The organism is Deltaproteobacteria bacterium (genome assembly GCA_016208165.1).
Taxonomy (GTDB): Bacteria; Desulfobacterota; Desulfarculia; order JACQYL01; family JACQYL01; genus JACQYL01.
Map to the genome: position 1 here is coordinate 1 of JACQYL010000113.1, position 3422 is coordinate 3422.

A 3422-nucleotide genomic window follows, 5' to 3' on the forward strand; every position below is an offset into this window, starting at 1 on the left:
ACTTTGCGATGCGTCAAGTGTCGGCCCGCGCGAAACCGGGGGAGATTGACCAGCGTTTCCAGCCACTTGAAATCTCCCACAAAGACGATGGACAGGGTCCCGTTGTTCAGAGACGCCGTGGGAGCGGCCTTGATCCCTCCGCCGTAGTAACAGCCGTTCCCCACGATCACGTTACTCAGAATCTCCGATTGCTCGAGGCCCTGAGCCACCCGATAGGATATCAGCTTGTTCTTGTACGTCAGAAGGGTCGCTACGATGCCCCAGAGAAAAGACGCGGCCCCTCCGAACCGCTTCGTCGTGCGGTTCACGCGCTCCACCACGGCTCCGCCCGCGCCAAAGTCGGCCACATTGATAAACGTTCGACCGGCCTTCGACCCGTCAAACGTTCTGAATCGCACATGAGCCGCATCGATCCGCCGGACCGTTCCCTGATTCAGTTTTTCCGCGGCGAATTCCAGACCCGGACGCCAACCCAATGTTTTGATGAAGTCACTTCCCGTGCCCAGGCCGATCGTTCCCAAGATCGTTTCAGAAGCTTGGGGATGCTCGCCATCGAAAAGACCGTTGACGACCTCGTTCAGGGTACCGTCGCCGCCCACGCTCACAATCCGGTCCACGCCCCTGCCGACGGCTTCCCGGACGATGCGGGTGGCATGTCCCGGACTCTGGGTCAGCGCCACGTCGAAAGGAAACTCCAAATGCCGTCGCAGAAGCAGCTCGGATTTGGTCCAACCTCGGCCGGTATTTCCGTTACCGGATGCCGGATTAACGACGAGCAACGTTTTCATGGACATAGTTTATTGTTCTACTGAGGGAAACTTCGCAAATCCCGCCTTTGGCGGGACTCAGACGCCCTTCAAACTTTGTATGCGTTGCCGCACCGCCTGCGGCGGAGCGGGCAAATCCCGTCGTAAGACGCTCAGGAACCACGCCATTCGGAACGGTCCTCTGAGCGCCTCCAGCAGGAGCCTGCCCTGAGCTTGTCGAAGGGTGGCGCCGGCTTCAAGAGTTCTGTTTCATTTCTTTCCCGCCTTCAGAGCAACTCCTTCAACGCGTCCATCAACAGCCGATTCTGGTCCCTGGTTCGCACGGCCATGCGAAAGAAGCGCCCGCCTACGTTCCTGAAAGAACTGCAGTCCCGAATCAGCAATTTGCGCAGGGCCAGGGTATCGGCCAGTCTGGGGGCGTCCCAGTCCGGTCTTTCGATGCGCACCAACAGGTAATTGGCCGCCGACGGGTATGCGGTAACCGAGTCCATGGTTTCGAATTCCTCCAAAAGCGCTTTCCGTTCTCTCTCGATCAGCGCATTGGTCTCGCGCACATAGGCATCCTGGCCTAGACAATAGAAACCGGCCTCGTGCGCCAGCACGTTGACCGCCCAAGGCTCGAGCCGCGGACCCAATTCCCGGATCCGGTCCGGATGCGCCACCATCCAACCCAAACGAAGACCGGGCAGCGCGTACATCTTGGTCAGGGACCGAAGCACCATCAGGTTCCGGAATCGCGGCGCCTCGACTACCAGCGAATGCTCGGAAGCGAACTCGATAAACGCCTCGTCCAGAATAATGAAGCGGTCCGAGCCCTCGACGCGCCGGGCCATTTCGAGGAGAAGGTCCTTTGGAATCAGTTGGCCTGTCGGATTGGCCGGATTCGCGATCCAGACGGTCCTCGCCCCGGGTCGGATCGTTTCCAGCAGCGTGGATGCGGAATAGGACCAGGGAGGCCCGGTGTCCGGTGTAACATACTCGATGGGACAACCGGCCAGCAGTCCCGCGTTTTCGTACTCCCCGAACGCCGGAGCCGCGATCCGCTGAGGTCCCGGCCCCAAGGCCGCCGGCAGCAGGTAGATAAAGCTCGTGGACCCGTTTCCTACCAGCACGGACCCCTCGGCAAGACCCCATCGATCCTCGAACGCACGCGCCAGGCTGCCCGCACCGATCTCGGGGTAGTGGACCACCCTTTCGAACCGTTCGAACAGATATTCCTTGAGGCCTGGAGGCGGTCCCAGCGGATTGATGCTGGCGCTGAAGTCAACGATTTCCTCGGGAGGAACATTCAGCTTCCGGGCCGTATCGAAAACTTTCCCGCCGTGGAATCGGTTCAGCGATGGAGTGATGTCGCTCATAGGACCAACCGGTACAAGCTCGCCGGCAGCACCATCAGTACGGAAACCACGAACAGGATTTGTTCCGCTTGCCGGGTGTGGGCGATATCGATGAGCTGGTCGGGGTCCCCCAGGTAGGGTTTTTCCACCAGAACGCCTTCATATACGGAAGGGCCGCCCAATTGGATCCCCAGGGCTCCGGCCATGGCCGCCTCGGGGCGCCCCGCATTGGGGCTCTTGTGCTTGCCGCCGTCTCTCCTGAAAATAGTCCACGCGCGGGAAGCGTCCAAACGCAGCACAAACGCCGCCGCCACGATCAGGACCCCGGTCAGGCGCGCCGGGATGAAATTCAGTACATCGTCCAGGCGGGCGCTGCACCATCCCAGATGCTCATACCGTTCATCGCGGTAGCCGACCATGGAATCCAACGTGCTCGAGGCCTTGAACGCCATGGCCAGGGGCACGCCGCCGATGGCCATGTAAAACAACGGCGATACCACTCCGTCCGAAAGGTTTTCAGCCACGGTTTCAATGACCGCCTTCTGAATACCCTCGGAATCGAGGTCCTTCGTGTCTCTGCCCACGATCATGGAAAGCAGCCGGCGCGCCTCGGGCAGGTTCTCCGCGCGCAGCGCCTTGATCACCGCCCAGGATTGATCGTAGAGATCCCGAATCGCAATCGTGGTATACCCCAACAGCACGGCCACAACCGCACCCGCCGTAGCGCCCAACAGCGAGAACCAGGCGATCAGGAGCCACGTAAGGATGAATGAACCTGCGACCACCAGAAGCGTCATCAGGCACCCGCCCAGGCGAAGCGCCCGATCGTCGTGGGCCCATCCCCGAACCCATATCTCGAGTCGATCGATGACTTGACCGATAATTCTTACCGGGTGCGGAAGCCACCGGGGATCTCCCAAGATGAGATCCAGGAGGAACACGCACCAAATCGTTGCAAACGTCAAAATCCAACCTCCCTCTTCTTCTCGGCCGAATGGATGTTAGATAACACAACGGCTATCGGGAAAAAAGAGTTTTTGAGGATCTTAAAATCTATCTCGAGCCCGGTATATCGAACGCTCCGTCCACGACCTCTGTGAGGACCCCGAACATGTCGCGCGGTTTCTGCAGAAAGGCGTACCGGTTTCCAAACGCTTCCCTCGGCTTTTGGTCGATGGTCTTGAACCCGGCCTTCTTCATGTCCGCCAGTCCATTTTCGACGTCGCCCACCCGGTACGATATCAGGAAAAACCGCTCCCCTTTCTGCTTCAACAATCGCCCCACGTCGCTGTCTTCAGTCATGGGCTCCATCAATTCC

Annotated in this window: 4 protein-coding genes; all 4 read right to left on the reverse strand. The window is 59.6% G+C overall.

Annotation, left to right across the window (positions count from 1 at the left end; translation table 11 throughout):
* On the reverse strand, positions 1-794 hold a 794-nt coding region (locus HY788_20065; protein ID MBI4776438.1), incomplete at its 3' end, for a diacylglycerol kinase family lipid kinase.
* Positions 795-1033: 239 nt separating this feature from the next.
* Positions 1034-2125 carry a threonine-phosphate decarboxylase gene (locus HY788_20070; GenBank protein MBI4776439.1) on the reverse strand — a complete coding sequence of 364 codons (1092 nt, stop codon included), beginning with the start codon at positions 2123-2125 and terminating at the stop codon, positions 1034-1036.
* On the reverse strand, positions 2122-3072 hold the full coding sequence (gene cobD / locus HY788_20075) for a cobalamin biosynthesis protein CobD (GenBank protein ID MBI4776440.1): 951 nt from the start codon (positions 3070-3072) through the stop codon (positions 2122-2124). The genes HY788_20070 and cobD overlap by 4 nt, the downstream gene beginning before the upstream one ends.
* An 85-nt stretch (positions 3073-3157) precedes the next feature.
* Positions 3158-3406, reverse strand: a complete 249-nt coding sequence (locus HY788_20080) for a hypothetical protein (protein MBI4776441.1) — start codon at positions 3404-3406, stop codon at positions 3158-3160.
* Positions 3407-3422: the final 16 nt, after the last annotated feature.

Bases quoted from the DNA above. Each gene is read 5' to 3' on its own strand.
- HY788_20070 (MBI4776439.1), bottom strand. From the start codon at position 2,125: ATGAGCGACATCACTCCATCGCTGAACCGATTCCACGGCGGGAAAGTT.
- HY788_20080 (MBI4776441.1), bottom strand. From the start codon at position 3,406: ATGACTGAAGACAGCGACGTGGGGCGATTGTTGAAGCAGAAAGGGGAG.